Annotated in this window: 17 protein-coding genes; 12 read left to right on the top strand and 5 right to left on the bottom strand. The window is 72.0% G+C overall.

The window, feature by feature from the left end:
- The first annotated feature begins 75 nt into the window (after window positions 1-75).
- The 4 genes from dop to prcA all read left to right on the top strand — a co-directional run bounded on the left by dop (window position 76) and on the right by prcA (window position 3,644).
- Window positions 76-1,581, top strand: coding sequence for a depupylase/deamidase Dop (dop, locus tag AC156L_RS25110; RefSeq protein ID WP_330873661.1), 1,506 nt, complete (start codon window positions 76-78; stop codon window positions 1,579-1,581).
- A gap of 134 nt (window positions 1,582-1,715) precedes the next feature.
- Window positions 1,716-1,907 carry a ubiquitin-like protein Pup gene (locus AC156L_RS25105; protein WP_330873662.1) on the top strand — a complete coding sequence of 64 codons (192 nt, stop codon included), beginning with the start codon at window positions 1,716-1,718 and terminating at the stop codon, window positions 1,905-1,907.
- A gap of 50 nt (window positions 1,908-1,957) precedes the next feature.
- Window positions 1,958-2,797, top strand: a complete 840-nt coding sequence (gene prcB, locus AC156L_RS25100; RefSeq protein ID WP_330873663.1) for a proteasome subunit beta — start codon at window positions 1,958-1,960, stop codon at window positions 2,795-2,797.
- Between the two features lie 40 nt (window positions 2,798-2,837).
- Window positions 2,838-3,644, top strand: coding sequence for a proteasome subunit alpha (gene prcA / locus AC156L_RS25095; protein WP_330873664.1), 807 nt, complete (start codon window positions 2,838-2,840; stop codon window positions 3,642-3,644).
- 66 nt (window positions 3,645-3,710) lie between these two features.
- On the opposite strand, the gene AC156L_RS25090 is transcribed toward prcA, so the two are convergent.
- Window positions 3,711-4,265 carry a hypothetical protein gene (locus AC156L_RS25090; RefSeq protein WP_330873665.1) on the bottom strand — a complete coding sequence of 185 codons (555 nt, stop codon included), beginning with the start codon at window positions 4,263-4,265 and terminating at the stop codon, window positions 3,711-3,713.
- A gap of 129 nt (window positions 4,266-4,394) precedes the next feature.
- On the opposite strand from AC156L_RS25090, the gene AC156L_RS25085 reads away from it, so the two are divergent.
- Window positions 4,395-4,871, top strand: coding sequence for a GNAT family N-acetyltransferase (locus AC156L_RS25085; protein WP_330873666.1), 477 nt, complete (start codon window positions 4,395-4,397; stop codon window positions 4,869-4,871).
- Window positions 4,872-4,978: 107 nt separating this feature from the next.
- On the opposite strand, the gene AC156L_RS25080 is transcribed toward AC156L_RS25085, so the two are convergent.
- Genes AC156L_RS25080 through AC156L_RS25065 form a run of 4 tightly spaced genes read right to left on the bottom strand, consistent with a single transcriptional unit; the run spans window position 4,979 to window position 9,056 of the window.
- The gene (locus AC156L_RS25080; protein ID WP_330873667.1) at window positions 4,979-5,890 is read right to left on the bottom strand and encodes a bifunctional helix-turn-helix transcriptional regulator/GNAT family N-acetyltransferase; all 912 of its coding nucleotides are present in this window, start codon (window positions 5,888-5,890) and stop codon (window positions 4,979-4,981) included.
- A gap of 59 nt (window positions 5,891-5,949) precedes the next feature.
- A complete protein-coding gene (locus AC156L_RS25075; protein WP_330873668.1) occupies window positions 5,950-6,807 on the bottom strand; it encodes a transglutaminase domain-containing protein in 858 nt (285 codons plus the stop codon).
- Window positions 6,804-7,565, bottom strand: a complete 762-nt coding sequence (locus AC156L_RS25070) for a MerR family transcriptional regulator (RefSeq protein WP_330873669.1) — start codon at window positions 7,563-7,565, stop codon at window positions 6,804-6,806. Before AC156L_RS25070 ends, AC156L_RS25075 begins: the two co-directional genes overlap by 4 nt.
- Window positions 7,566-7,607: 42 nt before the next feature.
- The gene (locus tag AC156L_RS25065) at window positions 7,608-9,056 is read right to left on the bottom strand and encodes a bifunctional phosphatase PAP2/diacylglycerol kinase family protein (RefSeq protein WP_330873670.1); all 1,449 of its coding nucleotides are present in this window, start codon (window positions 9,054-9,056) and stop codon (window positions 7,608-7,610) included.
- Window positions 9,057-9,135: 79 nt separating this feature from the next.
- On the opposite strand from AC156L_RS25065, the gene pafA reads away from it, so the two are divergent.
- The 7 genes from pafA to tatC all read left to right on the top strand — a co-directional run bounded on the left by pafA (window position 9,136) and on the right by tatC (window position 14,518).
- Window positions 9,136-10,494, top strand: a complete 1,359-nt coding sequence (gene pafA, locus AC156L_RS25060) for a Pup--protein ligase (protein WP_259629963.1) — start codon at window positions 9,136-9,138, stop codon at window positions 10,492-10,494.
- A gap of 242 nt (window positions 10,495-10,736) precedes the next feature.
- A complete protein-coding gene (locus AC156L_RS25055) occupies window positions 10,737-10,913 on the top strand; it encodes a beta propeller repeat protein (protein ID WP_330873671.1) in 177 nt (58 codons plus the stop codon).
- Window positions 10,914-10,985: 72 nt separating this feature from the next.
- Window positions 10,986-11,978 (top strand): helix-turn-helix transcriptional regulator, encoded by a 993-nt coding sequence (locus AC156L_RS25050; protein WP_330873672.1) that lies wholly within the window; start codon window positions 10,986-10,988, stop codon window positions 11,976-11,978.
- A complete protein-coding gene (locus tag AC156L_RS25045) occupies window positions 11,975-12,946 on the top strand; it encodes a helix-turn-helix transcriptional regulator (RefSeq protein WP_484407312.1) in 972 nt (323 codons plus the stop codon). The genes AC156L_RS25050 and AC156L_RS25045 overlap by 4 nt, the downstream gene beginning before the upstream one ends.
- Window positions 12,947-12,964: 18 nt before the next feature.
- The gene (locus AC156L_RS25040) at window positions 12,965-13,216 is read left to right on the top strand and encodes a bacteriophage holin (protein WP_330873674.1); all 252 of its coding nucleotides are present in this window, start codon (window positions 12,965-12,967) and stop codon (window positions 13,214-13,216) included.
- Window positions 13,209-13,520: a Sec-independent protein translocase subunit TatA gene (gene tatA / locus AC156L_RS25035; protein ID WP_330873675.1), complete on the top strand. Its 312-nt coding sequence runs from the start codon at window positions 13,209-13,211 to the stop codon at window positions 13,518-13,520. Before AC156L_RS25040 ends, tatA begins: the two co-directional genes overlap by 8 nt.
- 20 nt (window positions 13,521-13,540) lie before the next feature.
- Window positions 13,541-14,518, top strand: coding sequence for a twin-arginine translocase subunit TatC (tatC, locus tag AC156L_RS25030; protein WP_414719773.1), 978 nt, complete (start codon window positions 13,541-13,543; stop codon window positions 14,516-14,518).
- Window positions 14,519-14,582: the final 64 nt, after the last annotated feature.

Raw genomic sequence — 14,582 nt, 5'->3', positions numbered from 1 at the left:
TCCGTCCGTGGCGAACGCAGACTATTGGCAACGCCGTATAGCCCCGAGCAGGGGCGGACGCCGTAGGCTGGGCCCATGAGGCGGATCATGGGAACCGAAGTCGAGTACGGCATCTCGGTGCCGGGGGATGCGACGGCGAACCCGGTGCTGACCTCGACACAAGTGGTGCTGGCCTACGCGGCGGCCGCCGACATCCCGCGCGCCCGCCGGGCCCGCTGGGACTACGAGGTGGAATCACCGCTGCGCGACGCGCGCGGGTTCGACCTCGGCGTGCCGGGCAACCACCCGATCGACACCGACGTCGAGGACCTCGGCGCGGCCAACGTCATCCTCACCAACGGCGCCAGGCTCTACGTCGACCACGCGCACCCCGAGTACTCCGCGCCCGAGGTCACGAACGCCCGCGACGCCGTGATCTGGGACAAGGCGGGTGAGCGGATCATGGAGCAGGCGGCGATCAAGGCCGCCAGCGTCCCCGGCCAGCCCCGGCTCCAGCTCTACAAGAACAACGTCGACGGCAAGGGCGCCAGCTACGGCACCCACGAGAACTACCTGATGTCCCGCAGCACGCCGTTCACCGCGGTGATCGCCGGGCTCACCCCCTTCTTCGCGTCGCGGCAGGTCATCACCGGCTCCGGCCGCGTCGGCATCGGCCCGACCGGCGACGACGAGGGCTTCCAGCTCTCGCAGCGGTCGGACTACATCGAGGTCGAGGTCGGCCTGGAGACCACGCTCAAGCGCGGCATCATCAACACCCGCGACGAGCCCCACGCCGACGCGGACAAGTACCGCAGGCTGCACGTCATCATCGGCGACGCGAACCTCGCCGAGTACTCCACGTTCCTCAAGGTCGGCACCACCTCGGTCGTGCTGGACATGATCGAGGCGGGCAGGCGCTTCGACGACCTGCGGCTGCTCGACCCGGTCCGCGCGGTGCACCAGATCAGCCACGACCCGACCCTCAAGGTCAAGGTCGAGCTGACCGGCGGACGCAAGATGACCGGCCTGGAGCTCCAGTACGCCTACCACGAGCGCGCGGTGAGGTTCGTCGAGGAGGACACGGCGGGCGACCACGCCGCCGACCGCGACGTGCTGCGCGTCTGGGGCGAGGTGCTCGACGCGCTGTCCCGCGACCCGCAGGAGTGCGCGGACCGCCTCGACTGGGTGGCGAAGCTGCGGCTGCTGGAGGGCTACCGGTCCCGCGACAACCTGGCCTGGGGCGCGCCCCGGCTCAAGCTGGTCGACCTCCAGTACTCCGACGTGCGGCTGGACAAGGGCCTGTACAACCGGCTGGTCGCGCGCGGCTCGATGAAGCGCCTGGTCAGCGAGGACGAGGTGCTCGCGGCCGTGAAGTCGCCGCCGGAGGACACCCGCGCGTACTTCCGCGGCCGGTGCCTGGAGCGCTACCCCCAGTCGGTCGCCGCCGCGTCGTGGGACTCGGTGATCTTCGACCTCGGTCGGGAATCACTCGTCCGGATTCCCACCCTTGAGCCCCTTCGGGGCACGAAAGCCCACGTCGGAGCCCTCCTGGAGGCCGCGGAGACGGCCGAGCAGCTGGTGGACGCCCTGACGAGGGGCTGATCATCGAACCCGTGTGGCAGGCACTGATTGTCGGTCCTGCTGGGTAATGTTGTCGGTGGGCCCGGTCAGCCGGGTTCACCGCCGACGGAGTTGGCGGTAGCTGACAGTCGGCCTGGCCGACGCGGGAGGCTGAGATGGCACAGGAACAGGTTCAGCGCCAAGGCGGCGGTGACGGGGACGACGGCGACGGCGCGGCCGCCGCCGGTCAGGAACGACGCGAGAAGCTCGGCGAGGACGTCGACGCGATCCTGGACGAGATCGACGACGTCCTGGAGGAGAACGCCGAAGACTTCGTGCGGGCCTACGTGCAAAAGGGCGGCGAGTAGCGGCACCGGCCGCCAACCAGCCGACTCGGGGACAGGAGACGAAGCCACACATGGAAAACAGCTCGTCCGGGCGGTACCCGTCCGCGTCGTTGCCCCCGGCGTACCTGACGCCGGGGTCATCGTCGTTCACCGACTTCCTGCGCGCCCAAGCGCCCGAGTTGCTGCCGTCGGGGCGGAAGCTGCCCGAGGGCAGCCACGTCCAGGCCCCGCACGGGACGACGATCGTCGCCGTCACCTTCAAGGGCGGCGTGCTGATCGCGGGCGACCGGCGGGCGACCATGGGCAACGTGATCGCCCAGCGCGACATGAAGAAGGTGTTCGTCACCGACGACTACTCCGCCGTCGGCATCGCGGGCACCGCGGGCATCGCGATCGAGATCGTGCGCCTCTTCGCGGTCGAGCTCCGCCACTACGAGAAGATCGAGGGCGTCTCGCTCTCGCTCGACGGCAAGGCCAACCGCCTGTCCGCGATGATCCGGGGCAACCTGGACGCCGCGATGGCGGGCCTCGCCGTCGTGCCCCTGTTCGCGGGCTTCGACACCGAGGCCGCCGACCCCGAGCGCGCGGGCCGGATCGTGTCCTACGACGTCACCGGCGGCCGCTACGAGGAGACCCAGGGCTACCAGGCCGTCGGCTCCGGCTCGCTGTTCGCCAAGTCATCGCTGAAGAAGCTCTACGACCCGGACGCGGACGCCGACGGCGCCGCGCGCGCCGCCGTCGAGGCGCTCTACGACGCGGCGGACGACGACACGGCCACCGGCGGACCGGACACCGTGCGGCGCATCTACCCGGTGATCGTCACGATCACCGCGGCCGAGGGCGCCGTCCCGCTGTCCGACGAGCGGACGGCCGCGGTCGCCGAGGCCGTCGTCGAAGGCCGCAGGGTCTAGCCGTGCCCACCACCATCCGTCGAGGTCAGGAGCCGCGCCAGTGACGATGCCGTTGTACGCCTCCCCCGAGCAGATCCTGCGCGACCGCTCGGAGTACGCCAGGAAGGGTATTGCGCGGGGCCGCAGCGTCGTCGTGCTCAGGTACGCCGACGGGATCCTGTTCGTCGCCGAGAACCCGTCGAGCACGCTGCACAAGGTCTCCGAGATCTACGACCGCATCGGCTTCGCCGCCGTCGGCCGGTACAGCGAGTTCGAGAACCTCCGCCAGGCGGGCATCCGGTTCGCCGACATCCGCGGGTACCAGAACGACCCGCGCGACGTGACCGGCCGCTCCCTGGCCAACGTGTACGCGCAGACGCTCGGCTCGATCTTCACCGAGCAGATCAAGCCCCTGGAGGTCGAGATCTGCGTCGCGGAGGTCGGCCACCTGCCCGAGCAGGACACGATGTACCGGCTCACCTACGACGGCTCGATCGTCGACGAGCCGCAGTACGTCGTGATGGGCGGCCAGGCCGAGGCCACGACCACCGCGCTGAAGGACCTCTTCAGCGACGGTCTGGCACTGGCGGACGCCGTCGGTGTGGCGGTGCGCGGCCTCAGCGCCGGGTCCACGTCCACCGGCAACGGCAAGCCCGACCTGCTGGACCGGGGGAAGCTCGAAGTGGCGGTCCTGGAACGGGACCGGCCGCGCCGGGCGTTCCGCCGGATCGTCGGGGCGGCGCTGGACGCGATGCTGCCGGGCGAGGAGCCCGAGGAGCCCGTCTCCGAGGCGCCCACGTCCGACAAGGGCGGGCCCGCCAAGCCCACCAAGGACGTGAACCTGCCGCCGAACGACGACAAGGCGTAGTCCTTCCAGGGCGAGCGGGGCATCTCCGGGTCGGAGGTGCCCCGCTCCGCCGCGCGGACCGTCCTGCTAGGACACCGAGGCCAGCACCTTGTCGAACGCGCGGGTGAGCGTCACGGCCGTGCCCGCGGTGGCGTTGACGAAGTAGACCTCCACGGTCCGGTCACCCGCGGCGATGTCGCCCTCGACGGTGTTCCCGCCACGGGTGCAGGTCTTGGCGCCGGTGACGGTCGAGTCGGCGAGGGTGCCACCGCCGTCCGCGCAACCGCTCTCGAACCCGGCCCGCACCACCGCCGCGTCGGCGCCGGTGACGGTGTCGACCCGCAGGACCAGCGGGTCGCCCGCCTCCTGCGGGGTGGCCGCGGAGGTGTAGACGCAGGTCAGTGCCTTCACCTCGGGCCGGGTCTCCAGTTCGTGGTCCTCGCGCACGTCGGCCAGGTCGAAGACCAGACCGGTCGCCGTGGACAGGTCCGACGCGTCCAGCGGGCAGCGGGGACCGGCCGTGGCCGACACCTCGGTGGCCGTGGCGCTGGTCGCCGCCGTGGGCGTCCCGGACGTGGAGCACGCCGCGGTGGCCAGGCAGAGGGCGGCCGCGATCAGCAGAGGGCCCGTGGTGCGTCGCATCGTTCTCCTCATGTCCGTGGTGGACGGGAGCATCGTCCTCGGGGATCCGTCCGGGCCGCACCGTGACGCGATCGTGTCCGCGCGGTAAGGGCGTTGCGGCGCCTCCGCCGCCTCGTCCACGATGGTCCGGTGGTCGTGGTGCGCGAACTGGGGACCGAGGACTGGGCCGACTGGCGGGAACTCCGCCTGGCGGCGCTGCGCGACGCTCCCGAGGCCTTCGGCGCGACGCTCGCCGACTGGCAGGGCGAGGGCGACTCGGAGCGGCGCTGGCGCGCCCGCCTCGACAGCGGCCACAACGTGCTCGCGCACCTGGACGGCGTCCCCGCGGGCATGGTGAGCGGGATGCCGCGCGGGCACCGGGTCGTGCTGGCCTCGATGTGGGTCGCCCCGTTCGCCCGAGGCCGCGGGGTCGGTGACGCGCTGGTGGCGGCGGTGGTCGAGCGGGCGGAGGGCACGGTGTTCCTGGACGTCGTGAGGACCAACACGGTCGCCGCGGCGCTGTACCGCAGGCACGGCTTCGTCGACGACGGACCGGGCGACGGCGACCTGCGCCGGATGGTCCGCCACCCGTCCCGCTCCCGGCTCGCGCCGCGCGCCCACCCCTGACGCTGGACCACGCCACCCGGCGCCGACCGGAGGACCGCCCGCACCCGGTTGCGAGCCGATCAGTCCGCGGTGGACTGATCGGCTCAGCTCGTTGTGCCCCAGGGGTTTCACCGCCCGGCGGGGAACCGGCACTCCCAGTCCTGCCCGACCACGTCCCGGCCGAACAGCCGCTGGGGCCGCTCGGCCACCAGCGCGAACCCCTGCCGCTGGTAGATCCGCCGGGCCTGGTCGAGCCCCTCGACGGTCCACAGCACCATCCGCCGGTAGCCCGACCGCCGGGCGAAGCGCACGCACTCGTCCACCAGCCGCGCGCCGATGCCCAGGCCGCGCGCGGACGGCTCCACCAGCAGCAGCCGCAGCTTCGCCGTCTCGTCGTCCTCCCGCACGCACAGCACCGAGCCGACCGGTTCGCCGTCGACCTCCGCGATCCAGGCCGCCTCGCGCTCCGGGTCGTGACCGCCGCCGAAGTCCGCCACGACACCCGCGACGAGCGCCTCGAACGTCGTGTCGAACCCGCACTCCTCGGAGTAGCGGGCGCCGTGCCGCTGCACGATCCACCCGAGGTCGCCGGGGCGCGGGGGCCGCAGCGCGTAGGCGGGCGGGGGAGCGTCGCCCAGCGTGCGGCGGATCGTCGTCATGGCGGTGACCAGCCTGCGCCGGTCCGACTCCGGCACCTCCGCCAGGAGCGCGGCGACCTCGTTCGACGACCGCTCGTCCAGCGCCGCGAACACCGCGCGGCCGTGCTCGGTCGGCCGGACCAGTTGGCGGCGGCCGTCGGTGGGCGACGGCTCGCGCACGGCGAGCCCGTCGGCCTCGAAGCGGTTCAGGATCCGGCTGAGGTACCCGGCGTCCAGGCCGAGGTCGCCGCGCAGGGCGGCGACCTCGCACCGGTCGCGGTGGGCCAGCTCGAACAGGACCCTGACCTCCGTCGCCGAGTACGGCGAGTCCAGGTACCGGTCCAGCAGACCGATCACGCGGGTGTAGAAGCGGGTGAACGCGCGCACGTCGGCGACCGTCATCGTTGACCACCTCAACAAAGTCGTTGACCAGGTCAACCATAGCGCCGGGTGCGCGTCCGTCACACCGGTTCGTCGACGCCGCGCACCGCGTTGCGCACCACGGCGGGCAGCCGCAGCCGCTCGTCGCGGCACAGCGCGCGCAGCTCGGCGGCACGGGCGTCCGGGTCGAGCGTCAACTCGGCCAGCCGGTCGAACAGCGCGAGCGCGTCCTCGCCGATCTCGTCCTCAGGCTCCGGCATCGCGCCCCAGGTGTCCCACGGCAGCACTTCCACGCCCAGCAGCGCCGTCGCGTCCCGCACCAGGTTCGCCGCGATCCACCACAGCCCGGACTCGCCGAGCACCGAGAGCCCGAACAGCGCCGGATCCGCCTCACCCGCCCGGCAGCGCCGCCACGCCTCGCCCGCGACCAGGAAGCGGTCGCGGGGCACGTCGGTGACGTCGAAGTCGATCGGGAACAGCGCCCGCTGCACGTCGTCGACCTGGCCGTCCACGAGGACCCAGCGGTCGCCGTTCCAGTGCTCGGCGACCCAGTGGTCCTCGAAGGTGCCGCCGCCGAAGTACCCGCCGAACCCGCACCGGGCCCGCGCGGGCACGTCCAGGGCGCGCAGCGCGGTCACCAGCAGCACGGTGAAGTGCCTGCAGTTACCGGGAACGCGGTCCTTCGGCTCCCTGGACTCGGTCAGCGGTCGCCCGTCCCGCTCGGTGATCCGCCCCAGCAGGTCCTCGACGCGCCGCAGGTGCACCGTGGCGCGGTCCTCCTCCGACAGCACCACGTCGTAGGACGGCGCGAGGTGCTCGTGGATCAGCAGGCCGTGGCCGACGGCCGCGAGTCCCGCGACGTCGTGCGGCAGCCGGGCCAACAGCCCCGCGTGCGCACCGGCCGACGTCATCGGGCCGGGGCGGGTGCAGTCGGTCACGAGCGCACCTCGCGCGCCCGCTTCACGTAGTCCACCAGGTCGGAGCCCTCGGGCCAGCCGAGCTGCCGGTCGACCGCCCCCTTCGACCCCTCGTACGCGGCGTCCGCCGCCGCCACGATCGCCGGGTCGCCGCCGTGGAACGCCGACCCGATCTCGTCCCAGCGGCCGGTCAGCTCCTGCACGCGCGGGTCGTCGACCGGCACGCCGTCCTCCTGGAGCTGCCGAATCCGCTGCGCGAGGCCGAACCACTCCAGCTTCATCGACTCGATCGCCTCGGGCCCCAGCGCGGCCCTGCGCCCGGCCATCAGCTCCTGCTGCTCGCGGGTGTAGTGCTCGTCCAACATCGAGATCATCTCCAGAGTCGTCGTCAACTGCTCCGGATCGGGCGTCCCCGAGGTGTCGAGCCTGCTCAGCAGCCCGCTGATCCGCGTGCGCAGCCGCGCGACGCGGGTGGCCCGCTCGTCCAGGTGCGCCAGCTGGCCCACCAGCACCGCACGCAGCGCCGACACGTCGTCGACGGGCCGGGCGAGCACGCTCCCGATCTCCTCCAGCGACAACCCGAGCCCGCGCAACGCGCACACCCGGTACAGCCGCCGCAGGTCGCCCTCGGTGTAGCGGCGGTGGCCCGCCCCGGTCCGCTCGCTCGCCGGCACCAACCCGATCTCGTCGTAGTGGTGCAGCGCGCGCACGGTCAGGCCGGTGGCGCGGGCCAGCTCACCCACGCCCCACCGCCGCTCGACACCCTCGTCCCCGGTCATGACGACGACGCTACGAACCTCACACGACGTGAGGTCAAGCCCTCAGGGCCGGTAGATCGCGAGCGCGGCCGGGTGGGAGCGGAAGCGGAACCTGTCGCCCGTCGGACCCACCTCGCCGTCGGTCGCGATGGCCACGTCGGAGCCGAACACGCGGACGTCGAGCGTGCGCGTCTCCATGTGCCGGTAGGTGCGGCTGCGGTGCAGCGAGCCGAGCACCGCGCCGATGAAGAACCTGGTCCGCGAGTAGCGGGCGTCCGCGCGGATGTACCGGACGTCCATCAGGCCCGCGTCGAGCTTCGGGCGGGTGGTGGGGGCGAAGCCCTTCGGCAGGTACGGGCCGTTGCCGACGAACAGCATCCACACGCGGTGCGGCTCGCCGTTCAGCTCCATGTTCAGCGGCTGCGACGAGCGCAGGACCTTGAACATGGCGATGCCCGCGGCGGGCCACTTGCCCCAGCGCTTCTCCAGCTTCTCCCGCAGCCGCACCATGTCCGGGTACCCGCCGAGGCTCGCGGTGTTGACGAACCAGATGCGGTCGCCGCCGTCGACCTCCACCGCGGCCAGGTCGACGCGCACGCCGTCGCCCGCGCGGACGGCCGTCTCCGCGTCGGCGAGGCCCTCGACGCCGACGTCGCGGGCGAAGTGGTTGAGCGTGCCCGCGGGCACCAGGACCAGCGGCAGCTCGTTCTCGGCCGCGACGGCGGCGACCGCCGCGACGGACCCGTCGCCGCCCGCGACGCCGAGCGCGGCGGGGTGGTGGTCGTCGATCACGGTGTCGAGCTGGTCGATCGGGATGACGGTCGCCTTCGGCCAGGCCTGCTGGATCTGCTCGGACGGGTCGGCCGTGGTGGGGCCGGAGCCGGGGTTGACGACCACCACGAGGCCCTCGCCGTCGACCAGTTCGTCCAGCGTCGTGTGCTCGTACGCCGACGCGGGCTCCTCGCGGCCCAGCGGCCACCAGCGCTTGGTCAGCAGACCCGTGCCGACGCCGATCGCCGCGCCCGCCGCCACGTCCGACGGCCAGTGCACGCCGGTGTGGACCCGCGAGTACGCCACGGCCGCGGCGATCGGGGCGATCACCGCCGCCGCCCTCGGCGAGTCCATCGCGATGGCCGTGGTGAACGCCGCCGCCGACGCCGCGTGACCCGACGGGAACGACGACGACGTGGGCCGCTTGGTCAGCCTGCGCGCCATCGGCACCAGGTCGGCGGCGGGCCTGCGGCGGGGGAACAGGGTCTTGCCGACCGCGTTCGCGCTGAAGCTGGCGCCCGCGATGGCCACCACGCCACGCAGCGCCGCCTTCCGGGTTATTCCTTTCCTCGTGGCCAGCACCGCCGCGATCACGAACCACAGCACCCCGTGGTTGGCCGTCTTCGTCAGCCTCTTCAATCCCGCATCAGCCGAGGTCAGAGGCAGGTTCGCGCTCCGACGCACCAGCTTCTGGTCGATCAGCCCGACCCGCATACCCGACTTGCGCACTCGTCTCAGCACACCGCGACGTTAGCCCGAATCGGGCACGCCGCCCGTTTGGATCACTGATGGTGGAGCGTTTTGCGCCTACTGTTGAGGGATGCAGCGGCGGATCTTCGGCATTGAGACTGAGTTCGGGGTGACCTGCACCTTCCACGGGCAGCGCAGGTTGTCCCCGGATGAGGTCGCGCGGTATCTGTTCCGCCGGGTCGTGTCGTGGGGGCGTTCCTCGAACGTGTTCCTGCGCAACGGCTCCCGGCTGTACCTCGACGTGGGCTCCCACCCGGAGTACGCGACGGCCGAGTGCGACGACCTGGCCCAGCTCGTCACCCACGACAAGGCGGGGGAGCGGATCCTCGAAGACCTGCTCGTCGACGCCGAACGCAGGCTCGCCGACGAGGGCATCGGCGGGGACATCTTCCTGTTCAAGAACAACACCGACTCCGCGGGCAACTCCTACGGCTGCCACGAGAACTACCTGGTCGCCCGCGCGGGGGAGTTCTCCCGCATCGCGGACGTCCTGCTGCCGTTCCTGGTGACCCGCCAGCTCATCTGCGGAGCGGGGAAGGTCCTCCAGACCCCCCGCGGCGCGGTGTTCTGCCTCTCGCAGCGCGCCGAGCACATCTGGGAGGGCGTCTCCAGCGCCACGACCCGGTCCCGCCCGATCATCAACACCCGCGACGAGCCGCACGCCGACGCCGAGCGCTACCGCAGGCTCCACGTGATCGTCGGCGACTCCAACATGTCCGAGGTGACGACGCTGCTCAAGGTGGGCAGCGCGAACCTCGTGCTGGAGATGATCGAGCAGGGGGTGCAGTTCCGGGACTTCTCCCTGGACAACCCGATAAGGGCCATCCGCGAGATCAGCCACGACCTCACCGGCCGTCGCACCGTCCGGCTCGCGGGCGGCAAGGAGGCGTCGGCGCTGGACATCCAGCGCGAGTACTACGAGCGGGCCGTCGAACACGTCGCCAAGCGCTCCCCGGACCCGATGGCCGAGCGCGTGCTCGAACTGTGGGGCCGGACGCTCGACGCGATCGAGGCCGAGGACCTGTCCAAGATCGACCGCGAGATCGACTGGGCCATCAAGCACCGGCTGATGCAGCGCTACCAGCTCAAGCACGACATGGACCTGTCCAACCCGCGCATCGCGCAGATCGACCTGGCCTACCACGACATCCGCCGCGGCCGGGGCATCTTCGACCTGCTCCAGCGCAAGGGCCAGGTCGAGCGGGTCACCGACGACGGCGAGATCGAGGCCGCCAAGGACACCCCGCCGCAGACGACGAGGGCGAAGCTGCGCGGCGACTTCATCGCCGCCGCCCAGGCCGCCGGTCGCGACTTCACCGTCGACTGGGTGCACCTGAAGCTGAACGACCAGGCGCAGCGCACCGTGCTGTGCAAGGACCCGTTCCGGGCGGTCGACGAACGCGTCGAACGGCTGATCGCCTCCCTGTAGTCCCGCTCCACCACGAGGGGATCCCCACTTCGGTGGGGATCCCCTCGTGGCACGCGGTGGGGCAGCACGGCCGCAACCGGGAGGGGCGGGCACGCGGGTGTCGGGTGCGGTGGTCGCGGTCGTGCAGGCGTCGGCGGTCCCGGCGGTGGCCTCGACCGCCGACGGCCCCTCGTGGGTGCCCACGCCGACCGGGACGGACGCGCAGCTCCGCGGTCGCGCGGGTCAGCGGCAGCCGGGGGACCGTGCCGCCGGCGGTCGACGGCGGCGCCACCTGGACGTCGGTCGGGCCGCCGGACACCGCCGCCCTGGAGTTTCGCGACGTCGAGGCCTTCGACGCGCGGTTCGCCACCGGCGGCGGGGCCTCGGCGCGGGTGCTGCGCTCCTCGGACGGCGGGGGTGGTCGGGCGGCCTCGCCGTGAACGGGCCGTTCATCGGGGTTCCCGGTGGGGACGGGGGTCGTCCGGTCGTCCGACGGGGTTAGGGTTGGCGCCGTGTCCACCACCCGTGCCGAACGGCTCGTCAACCTGGTCTTGTGCCTGCTGTCGACCCGCCAGTTCCTGAGCGCCGAGCGGATCCGGGGCATCGTGCCCGGGTACGCCGACGCGCTCAGCGACGAGGCGTTCTACCGGATGTTCGAGCGGGACAAGACGGAGCTGCGCGACCTCGGCGTGCCGCTGGAGGTCGGGCGCACCGGGTCGTTCGAGACGACGGACGGGTACCGGATCGCGCGGCGCGACTACGAGCTCGGCGACATCGACCTGGAGCCGGACGAGGCCGCCGCCGTGGCGCTCGCCGCGCGGCTCTGGGACTCGCCGCAGTTCACCGGGGCCGCGCACGGGGCGCTGATCAAGCTGCGCGCGGCGGGCGTGGACGTCGACCAGGACGTGCGGGCCGCCGTGGAGCCGAAGGTGCGCACGAGCGAGCCCGCGTTCCCGTCGCTGCTGGCGGCCGTGCAGGCGGGCCAGGTCGTGGAGTTCGACTACCGGCGGCTGCCCGCCACCGACGTGTCGACGCGGACGATCGAGCCGTGGGGCGTGGTGGCGCGGCGCGGGCGCTGGTACCTGGTGGGGCACGACCGCGACCGCGACGCGGCGCGCTGCTTCCGGCTGTCGCGGGTGGTCGGCGACGTGCGCACGGTCGGCAAGCCCGGCGTGGTGGAGCGGCCCGTCGACGTCGACCTGCTGAGCTTCGTCGCGACGACCCAGAACGACCCGCAGCCCGCCTCCCCGACCCGCCTGTGGGTGGCCAAGGGCCGGGCGCAGGGGCTGCGGCGGCGGGCTGACGTCGTCGGCGAGCAGCTCGTGGACGGCAGGCCGGGTGACCTGGTGGAGATCGAACTCCGGTTCCCCGACTCGGCGGCCCGGTGGATCGCGGGCTTCGGGCCGGACGTGCTGGTGCTCGAACCCGAGGTGCTGGCCAAGGCGGTGCGGGAACGGCTGCTGGGCGCGCTGCGCTCGCAGCGCGGTGCGGAGGTGGGGTCGTGAGCGCGTCGTCCGAGCGGGTGCCGCGCCTGCTGGCGCTGGTGCCGTACCTGCTGGCCAGGCCGGGCATCCCGCTGCGCGAGGTCGCCGAGGACTTCGAGGTGCCGGAGAAGCAGCTCCGCAAGGACCTCGAACTGCTGTGGATGTGCGGGCTGCCGGGCTACGGGCCCGGCGACCTGATCGACCTGTCGTTCGAGGGCGACACGGTCACCGTCGGCTTCGACGCGGGCATGAGCCGCCCGCTGCGGCTGACCGCGGCCGAGGCGACGTCGCTGCTGGTGGCCCTGCGCGCGCTCAGCGACACGCCGGGGATGCTGGACGCCGAGGCGGTCCAGCGGGCCGTCGCGAAGATCGAGGCCGCCGTCGGCCAGGCGCAGCCCGCGGGCGTGACCGTCGGGCTCGCGATCCGCGAGGCGCCGGAGACCGCGCAGGTCAGGGACTCGCTCCAGGACGGCGTCCGCCGGGAGCGGGCACTGCGGCTGCGGTACTACACGCCGTCGCGCGACGAGATCACCGACCGGGTCGTCGACCCGCTGCGGATGCTGCTCGTGGAGGGCTACAGCTACCTGGAGGCCTGGTGCAGGCAGGCCGACGGCGTGCGGCTGTTCCGGCTCGACCGGATCGACGAGGTCGAGGTGCTGGACGAGCGCGCGGCCCCGCCGCCGCACGTGCGGCTGACCGACACCTCGGAGGGGCTGTTCCAGCCCGACCCGTCGCAGCGCATCGCCGTGCTGGTGCTCGAACCGGACGCCCGGTGGGTCAGCGAGTACTACCCGGTCGAGGACGTGATCGAACTCGGCCGCGGCCGGGCGCGGGTGATGATGCGCTACACCGACCTGTCGTGGATGGTCAGGCTGACCCTCGGGCTCGGCGGGGACGTGCGCGTCGAGCACCCCGCCGAACTGGCCGACGAGGTCGTCCGCCAGGCGACCGAGGCACTGCGCAGGGTGGAGCACCTGCCGGCCACCTGAGACCAGTACGGTGAGGGGGTGCCGTACTTGCCGAGCCTCGTGCTCGTGGTCGTAGGAGTGGTCGCGCTCGTCGCGGTCGTGATCCGGGTGGTCGGTTCCCTTCGTGACTTCACGAAGGTCAGCTCGCGAGTGAGTGACAATGTTGGCGACGGTGTGGGGTTGCTGAAGGCGCGGTCGGCCGCGCTCGGGGTGGCCTTCGCCGAACGGCGCAAGCACCAGCCCCGCGTACGATCGACGGACCGGGGGAGACAGGAGGACCACCGTGGGTAACCTCGGAGCTACAGAGCTGATCATCATCGCTGTGGTGATCATCCTGCTGTTCGGCGCGAAGAAGCTGCCCGACATGGCGCGCTCGCTCGGCAAGTCGGCGAAGATCCTCAAGGCGGAGACCAAGGGTCTGCGCGAGGACGACGACCAGCAGCAGCAGGCGCCGCAGCAGCAGTACGCGCAGCAGCCGCCGGTTCAGCAGCTGCCGCCCGCGCAGCCGCCCGTCGCGCAGCCGCCCGTCGCCCAGCCCACCGTGCAACCGGTTGTGCAGCAGCAGCCCGTTGACCAGAAGAACACCAACAACTGAGCTGAAGGACGGACCAGACGGTGGGCGCAAGTCCCGTCCGGTGGCTGGTGCAGCTCCGGGACCGCAGGAAGAACTCCGGCCGTCGGGGCAATCCCGACGGCACCATGTCCCTCAAGGACCACCTGTACGACCTCCGGAGCCGACTGGCCTGGGGGCTGCTGTTCATCGCCATCGGCGCCGTCTTCGGCTTCATCTGGTGGGGGTGGCGGATCTTCGGGCTGCCGAGCCTCGGTGACGTCGTCATCAGCCCGTACTGCGGGATCCCGTTGCAGGACCGGCTGCACCAGGGCTCCGACAGCTGCCAGCTCCTCCAGACCGAGCCCTTCGAAGCCTTCATGATCCAGTTGAAGGTCGGTGCGGCTGCGGGCATGGCGCTGACCGCGCCGCTGTGGCTCCACCAGGTCTGGAAGTTCATCGCGCCGGGCCTGTACTCGAAGGAGCGCAAGTTCGCGCTGACCTTCGTGTTCGTGGCGTCGCTGCTGTTCATCCTGGGCGCGGTGCTGGCGTTCTACGTCGTGCCGCAGGGCTTGAGCGTCCTGGTCGGGTTCGGCGACAACAAGTTCCTGACCGCGCTGTCGGGTGGCGCGTACATCAACTTCGTCCTGGCCCTGCTGCTGATCTTCGGGGTGAGCTTCGAACTGCCCCTGGTCGTGGTGATGCTCAACCAGGTCGGCATCGTGAGCTACGAGAAGCTGAGCAAGTGGCGTCGGGGCATCATCTTCGGCCTGTTCATCTTCGCCGCCATCGCCACACCGGGGACGGACCCGATCTCGATGGTGGCACTGGCGGTGGCGTTGACGCTGCTGTTCGAACTCGCGATCCAGATAGCCCGCGTGCACGACCGGCGGGCGGCGAAGAAGCTGGCGGCCGAGGGCCTGGCCGAGTTGGACGACAACGAGCCCGCGCCGTTCGACTACACGCCCACCTCGATCGAGGAGGAGCCGGTTCCGCCGCCCAAGGCGGAGGCGAGGCGCGTCGACTACGACGACGCGACCTGAGGCCGGGCCCCGCCACCACCGGCGGGGCCCGCTCGCGTTTCCGGGGCGGCGGAACGAAGTCCTC

It is taken from the genome of Umezawaea sp., assembly GCF_057122925.1.
The sequence above is the reverse complement of the archived record's forward strand: the minus strand, read 5'-3'. Positions and strand labels throughout refer to the sequence as shown.

Excerpts from the sequence above, each read along its gene's own strand:
- AC156L_RS25070 (WP_330873669.1), bottom strand. The coding sequence starts at position 7,565 with ATGACCGGGGACGAGGGTGTCGAGCGGCGGTGGGGCGTGGGTGAGCTG.
- AC156L_RS25080 (WP_330873667.1), bottom strand. The coding sequence starts at position 5,890 with ATGACGGTCGCCGACGTGCGCGCGTTCACCCGCTTCTACACCCGCGTG.
- dop (WP_330873661.1), top strand. The coding sequence starts at position 76 with ATGAGGCGGATCATGGGAACCGAAGTCGAGTACGGCATCTCGGTGCCG.
- AC156L_RS25090 (WP_330873665.1), bottom strand. The coding sequence starts at position 4,265 with ATGCGACGCACCACGGGCCCTCTGCTGATCGCGGCCGCCCTCTGCCTG.
- prcB (WP_330873663.1), top strand. The coding sequence starts at position 1,958 with ATGGAAAACAGCTCGTCCGGGCGGTACCCGTCCGCGTCGTTGCCCCCG.
- pafA (WP_259629963.1), top strand. The coding sequence starts at position 9,136 with ATGCAGCGGCGGATCTTCGGCATTGAGACTGAGTTCGGGGTGACCTGC.
- AC156L_RS25105 (WP_330873662.1), top strand. The coding sequence starts at position 1,716 with ATGGCACAGGAACAGGTTCAGCGCCAAGGCGGCGGTGACGGGGACGAC.